At 49.1% G+C, this 6026-nt stretch carries 6 protein-coding genes; 5 read left to right on the top strand and 1 reads right to left on the bottom strand.

Features of this window, described 5'->3' with window-relative positions:
- The first annotated feature begins 162 nt into the window (after positions 1-162).
- The 5 genes from HMPREF0645_RS00220 to HMPREF0645_RS00200 all read left to right on the top strand — a co-directional run bounded on the left by HMPREF0645_RS00220 (position 163) and on the right by HMPREF0645_RS00200 (position 5013).
- Positions 163-1557 (top strand): S8 family peptidase, encoded by a 1395-nt coding sequence (locus tag HMPREF0645_RS00220; protein ID WP_007172753.1) that lies wholly within the window; start codon positions 163-165, stop codon positions 1555-1557.
- A gap of 112 nt (positions 1558-1669) precedes the next feature.
- Positions 1670-2968 (top strand): exodeoxyribonuclease VII large subunit, encoded by a 1299-nt coding sequence (gene xseA / locus HMPREF0645_RS00215; protein ID WP_007172751.1) that lies wholly within the window; start codon positions 1670-1672, stop codon positions 2966-2968.
- A gap of 41 nt (positions 2969-3009) precedes the next feature.
- The gene (xseB, locus tag HMPREF0645_RS00210; RefSeq protein ID WP_007172750.1) at positions 3010-3201 is read left to right on the top strand and encodes an exodeoxyribonuclease VII small subunit; all 192 of its coding nucleotides are present in this window, start codon (positions 3010-3012) and stop codon (positions 3199-3201) included.
- Between the two features lie 86 nt (positions 3202-3287).
- The gene (locus tag HMPREF0645_RS00205; protein ID WP_007172749.1) at positions 3288-4304 is read left to right on the top strand and encodes a branched-chain amino acid aminotransferase; all 1017 of its coding nucleotides are present in this window, start codon (positions 3288-3290) and stop codon (positions 4302-4304) included.
- 76 nt (positions 4305-4380) lie between these two features.
- On the top strand, positions 4381-5013 hold the full coding sequence (locus tag HMPREF0645_RS00200; protein ID WP_007172748.1) for a DUF975 family protein: 633 nt from the start codon (positions 4381-4383) through the stop codon (positions 5011-5013).
- Between the two features lie 165 nt (positions 5014-5178).
- On the opposite strand, the gene HMPREF0645_RS00195 is transcribed toward HMPREF0645_RS00200, so the two are convergent.
- Positions 5179-6006 (bottom strand): DUF4595 domain-containing protein, encoded by an 828-nt coding sequence (locus tag HMPREF0645_RS00195; RefSeq protein ID WP_169305441.1) that lies wholly within the window; start codon positions 6004-6006, stop codon positions 5179-5181.
- Between the last annotated feature and the right edge of the window lie 20 nt (positions 6007-6026).

Raw genomic sequence — 6026 nt, 5'->3', positions numbered from 1 at the left:
CAAGGCATACTGTAGCAGCAATTTGCCTACAGGCTTGGTGCCCAATTCTAACGTTGCTTGCTTATTGTCTTTATCCATAGAGCTCTTGCAAAAGTACGAAAAAGATTTGGAGTTCCGCCTTTTTCACACTACTTTTGCAATAAATAATAGGTAAATATTCTCATGAAAAAAATACTACTTCTTTCCCTGTTTGCAGCAGGCATCATGACAACGTCGGCTCAAGACAGAGCCAAAGTGCCCTATCCCGACGGCCAATTCAGTATATTCAGGGTAAGTCTGAAAGATAAAAAGGGCTCGGCATACTCGCTGAAACATCCGGAGAAATTCTTATCCGAGAAGTCGCTCCAGCGAAGGAGAAAGCAAAACCTGCCTCTCGACTCCACGGACTTACCATTATCCGAAAAATATATCAACAAACTGACCAAGGAAGGACTGCAGGTTATAGGCGGGAGCAAGTGGAATAACACGGTTCTCATCAAGTCGGAGAAAGAGAGTTTGTTACCCCAACTGGCTCAATTTCCATTTGTAACCCAATGCGTCAAGGTGTTTTCCACACCCGATTCTATCCACCTTGAGAAACCCGACTCGGTGGTAGCAGACTCGGCTGCCATGCGGGAAGTCAGCACACATCGCTATGGACGCGGCCGGCATCAAATCGAAATGCTGAACGGTCTGAAGTTGCACGAAGCGGGATTCCGGGGCGACGGCATGCTCATTGCCATCATCGACGGTGGCTATATGAATGTCAACCGCATCGATTACTTCAAGAATGTGAACATCATCGGGCAGCGCGACTTTGTCTATCCATACACCGCCAACCTGTACGACGAGCTTGACCATGGCACGATGGTGCTCTCGGATATTGGTGCCAACATCGAGGGGAAATTTGTTGGCACAGCACCCCACGCCTCGTTCCTGCTTCTCAGGAGTGAGGATGGTCGCACCGAGAGCCTGGCTGAGGAAGACTATTGGGCTCAGGCAGCTGAGTATGCCGACTCCGTTGGGGCAGACGTGGTGAACTCTTCGCTCGGTTACTTCAAGTTTGATGACGAATCAACCAACCATAAATACCGTGAGCAAGACGGCAAGACTACGCTCATTTCGCGAACGGCTTCCATGATGGCCGGCAAGGGTATGATACTGGTTAACAGTGCCGGGAACGCGGGACGGAGTACGTGGAAGCGCACCAACTGTCCGGCAGATGCCACGAATATCCTGGCCGTTGCTGCCCTGAGCGCCGACAGCGTGAACGCTACGTTCAGTTCGGTAGGCCCTTCGGCAGACGGGCGAGTGAAGCCGGACGTGGCCGCACAAGGTGTGCAGTCAACCGTTATCGATGGTTCCGGCGTCATCACCACGGCCAATGGCACTTCATTTGCTTCCCCCATCACCTGTGGTATGGTAACATGCCTGTGGCAGGCTCTGCCCCATAAAACTGCCATCGAGATTATGGACTTGGTGCGCAAATCTGCTGACCGCGCCGATTATCCCGACAACATCTACGGCTATGGCATACCTGACTATTGGAAAGCGTATGAAGAGGGAAAGAGGAAGTGAAGAGAGAAGAGAGGAGAATGAAGAATGAAGAGGGAAGAATGAAGAGAGGAGAGATAAGTGAAGAGGGAAGAGGGAAGAATGAAGAGGGAAGAATGAGGAATGGGAGTTTGCTATGAGTCAAACGAGACTAACACTTTTTGAACTCAACTCACTCGTGCGCGGTGTGCTGGAGACAACGCTTAGCTCTGCCTATTGGGTGGAAGCTGAACTGTCGGAGGCGCGTGAAGTTCGCGGCCACTGCTACATGGAGCTCATTCAGAAAGATCTTTTCTCGGCCACCCCCGTGGCACGGGCTTCGGCCAAGTGCTGGAAAACCCAATGGACACGGCTGAGACCCAAGTTTGAACAAATCACCGGACAACCGCTTCATGCCGGCATGAAGGTTTTGCTACTGGTCACGGTCAATTTCCACGAAGCATACGGCTTTTCGTGGATTGTACAAGATATCGACCCCACCTACACTATGGGCGACATGGCCCGCAAACGACTCGAGATTATCCGGCAACTCAAGGAACAGGGCATTTTCGACATGCAGAAAGAGCTCTCCATCCCGATGTTTGCCCAGCGCATCGCCGTTATCTCCAGCGAGCATGCAGCCGGCTACGGCGACTTCTGCAATCAACTTGAAACCAACGACTACGGCTTTGTCTTCTACCCCAAACTCTTCCCCGCCGTCATGCAAGGCGAGCAGGTGGAGCATAGCATTATTGCGGCACTCAACGACATCAACGCTCAGGCACAACAGTTTGATGCGGTGGTGATTATACGGGGAGGCGGTGCCACGGCCGACATGAGCGGCTTCGACACGCTCCTGTTGGCCGAAAACGTGGCCAATTTCCCATTGCCCGTCATTACCGGCATTGGGCATGAGCGTGACGAGAGCATCCTCGACATGGTGTCGAACACCCGCGTCAAGACCCCCACAGCGGCTGCGGCGTTTCTCATTGGCAACCTCGCCAACGTTTGGACACATATCGGCAACTGTCAAGACCGAATTGTCACATGCGTCGGGCAACGCATGGAGCGGCAGCGCAACAGGCTCAACCGCTGTGCCGACCGCATACCCATGCTCTTCTCCTTGGTCAAAACGCGGCAGGAAGCGCGACTCGACCGCCTCGCCGCACAAATGGTTTCGCTGATTGGCAACCGCCTGACCCAAAACCGACATCGCCTTCAACTCATCTGCACCAACATACGACCCGCAATAGCAAGACGCATCACCCGGGAAAACAATCACCTTGAACAATTGGACATCAGACTCAAAGCACTCGACCCACACACTCTGCTGAAAAGAGGCTACAGCATCACACTGCATAAGGGAAAAGCCGTGCGCGATGTCTCTGAAGTCAAGGCGGGCGATGAGATAGAAACCCAAGTGGAGAATGGAAGAATCATATCAATTGTCCGATAACTGCTCCCCATTTCACCCAATCATATAACAACAAACAAACCATGGCTACAGAAACCAAGTATGAAGAGGCTATCCGCCAATTGGAAGATATTGTGGAGAAGCTGGAAAACAACGAACTCGACATCGACGAAATGTCCAAGCAACTGAAAAAAGCACAGCAACTCATCAAGCTTTGCAAGGAACGGCTGACCAAAACCGATGCCGAGATACAGAAAATATTGTCAGAAGAATAGAAAACCCTTCTAAAAGTTGCAATACCTTATTATTATTCGTACTTTTGCATCATATCAGAAGTAAAAACTTTAAAATCACTGTCATTATGAAAGAACTGGACTGGGCTAATTTGTCTTTCGGCTACATGAAGACCGACTACAACGTACGTTGCAATTACCGCGATGGAAAATGGGGTGAGATAGAGGTGAGTTCAGACGAGTATCTCAATCTGCACATGGCCGCTACCTGCCTTCATTATGGTCAGGAAGCCTTTGAAGGGATGAAGGCATACCGATGCCCCGATGGCAAGGTGCGCGTATTCCGCATGGACGAAAATGCTGCACGCCTGCAAAGCACATGCCGTGGCATTATGATGCCGGAGGTTTCCACCGAACTGTTTGAGGAAATGGTGAAGAAGGTGGTGCGCCTGAACCAGGAGTACATCCCGACCTACGAAAGCGGCGCTACGCTGTATATCCGCCCGTTGCTCATCGGTACAAGTGCACAGGTGGGCGTGCACCCGGCTTCAGAATATTGTTTCCTTATCTTCGTAACACCTGTTGGTCCCTATTTCAAGGGCGGATTTGCCAGCAACCCCTACGTCATCGTTCGCGACTACGACCGTGCCGCTCCCCTCGGCACAGGCACATATAAGGTGGGTGGCAACTATGCGGCCTCCCTCAAGGCCAACGCCATTGCCCACGAGAAAGGATATGCCAGCGAGTTCTATCTCGACTCCAAGGAAAAGAAATATGTAGACGAATGTGGTGCGGCCAACTTCTTTGGTATCAAGAACAACACCTACGTCACCCCAAAATCCACTTCGATCCTACCCTCGATCACAAACAAGAGCCTTATGCAAATAGCCGAAGACCTGGGACTCAAGGTGGAACGACGACCCGTTCCCGAAGAAGAGCTCGACACCTTCGAGGAAGCCGGAGCCTGTGGCACGGCAGCCGTTATCTCGCCCATATCCTATCTCGACGACCTCGACACCGGCAAGCGATACAACTTCGGGGAGAAGCCGGGGCCATGGAGCAAGAAGCTCTACGACACCCTGCGTGGCATCCAATATGGTACCATTGAGGACAAACACGGGTGGACCACAGTGGTTATTGAATAAACATACATCATCGTATATAAGTTGTTTTACCTTGAGCTGGTAAGACAACTTTTTTATTAATCAAAATTTAAACAGAATGGGAACTACAAACGATTACAAAAACCGGGCGCTCGCATCGCTCAATTCCAGATGGACAACACCTGTTCTCTGTACACTGGTTTACTATCTGATATTCTTGGCCATTGGTGCTGTGACCAACAGTCTAAACGAAGATATCGCGGAAAGCACAATCTCAATTCTGTTCTATATCGCTGCTATACCGCTGGCATGGTCGTTAAGTGTGTTGTTTCTGGATTTGATACGCGGTGAGCAGGTTTCCGTCAGTTCTATATTTCGCGGATACAAAAAACCTTGGTGGAGCAAGAGTTTGCTTATTCCATTGCTTGTTGGCGTCTACACTTTCCTCTGGACGATGCTGTTCATCATCCCCGGTTTTATTAAAAGCTACTCTTATGCCATGACCCACTTTGTCTACAGAGACAACCAGGAAATGGGTTGTGATGCAGCCATAGAGGAAAGTATGAGGCTCATGGATGGCCACAAGATGGACTTGTTTATCCTCGACCTGAGCTTCCTCGGGTGGCTGTTGCTTTCCATTCTCTCACTGGGCATTGGCCTGATTTGGCTAGTTCCTTATATGCAGTCGGCTCATGCACATTTCTATGAAGATTTAGTTCGTGAACGGGGCACATCCGTTCAGCAGATATAATCCTTTCTTTGATTAAAAGATACCTGTGTTACGCTGTGGCTCACCGACCGGATTATCACAATATTCTGTCAGTGAGTTGCAGCGCTTTCGTGTAAATAAGTTGGTGTTTTTTCTTTCTCGGCTGCGTGAATTTGTGTGGTTAGAGATTATCACAATCCAGAAAAGTTACCTCCCCCATTTGTATGTTACAGAGGCAACAGGAACTTCGGGAGACAGATATACCGAGTACTGCTTGACCAATCCCTTTTCTATCGTATATTCATAAGTTGTAGACTGATTTGAACGTATAGAAGAAACGGTCTCACTATGGACCAAATGCTTCGGCAACTTGCCCAGATAACCCACCCGTTGCAACGGATAAAGGTTGGCATTGGGAGCAGGAATGGCAAATTGCGGAAATGCACTTAGTAAAGTATAGAAGTAATTTCTGTGCTCAAAAGTCTCTTGTTTACTGTTGCTTATAAAAGCCTTCAGGTCATCCTGTTCCCAAATATATTCATGCTCCTCGTTCAAAGTATTCCCATTACCCATAAACCTATTCTCGACATTAATTTTTACAAGCTGTCTGTCATGATTATACTGCATTTTGAAATGGTAAACAGTATGACCCTGTATAACGCCCGAAACACTGTCTATCAATCCGTCCCGTAAAAAAAGCGTGTCCCTGTAGATAAGCGGAGCATCAGGAAAGCGCATATAGTCTGTCATGTCAGAATATATACGATGCTGATGAACATCGTATTGGTAGCTGACCTCTCTCTCCACCACATGATCCTTGTAGGATACATAGGAAACAAGACGTCGTTTATTATCATATTTATAATCTGCATGCCCATCCTTCCACCGTTCCGTTCTAAGGAGCGAAGACGATTGCGGAGTGGGCAGGGGCGGTTCGGGAGAAGGTTCGTCCGACCCGCAAGAAACCGACCCAAGAAGAATGCCGGCCAACAACATACCGTTAAATATGTGACAAAAGAGTTTTGTTTTCAACATGTAATCAATAGTGGATGGAA

The sequence above is a fragment of the Hallella bergensis DSM 17361 genome (assembly GCF_000160535.1).
In the GTDB taxonomy this organism is placed as follows: Bacteria; Bacteroidota; Bacteroidia; order Bacteroidales; family Bacteroidaceae; genus Prevotella; species Prevotella bergensis.
The sequence above is the reverse complement of the archived record's forward strand: the minus strand, read 5'-3'. Positions and strand labels throughout refer to the sequence as shown.

Excerpts from the sequence above, each read along its gene's own strand:
- HMPREF0645_RS00220 (WP_007172753.1), top strand. The coding sequence starts at position 163 with ATGAAAAAAATACTACTTCTTTCCCTGTTTGCAGCAGGCATCATGACA.
- xseA (WP_007172751.1), top strand. The coding sequence starts at position 1,670 with ATGAGTCAAACGAGACTAACACTTTTTGAACTCAACTCACTCGTGCGC.
- xseB (WP_007172750.1), top strand. The coding sequence starts at position 3,010 with ATGGCTACAGAAACCAAGTATGAAGAGGCTATCCGCCAATTGGAAGAT.
- HMPREF0645_RS00205 (WP_007172749.1), top strand. The coding sequence starts at position 3,288 with ATGAAAGAACTGGACTGGGCTAATTTGTCTTTCGGCTACATGAAGACC.
- HMPREF0645_RS00200 (WP_007172748.1), top strand. The coding sequence starts at position 4,381 with ATGGGAACTACAAACGATTACAAAAACCGGGCGCTCGCATCGCTCAAT.
- HMPREF0645_RS00195 (WP_169305441.1), bottom strand. The coding sequence starts at position 6,006 with ATGTTGAAAACAAAACTCTTTTGTCACATATTTAACGGTATGTTGTTG.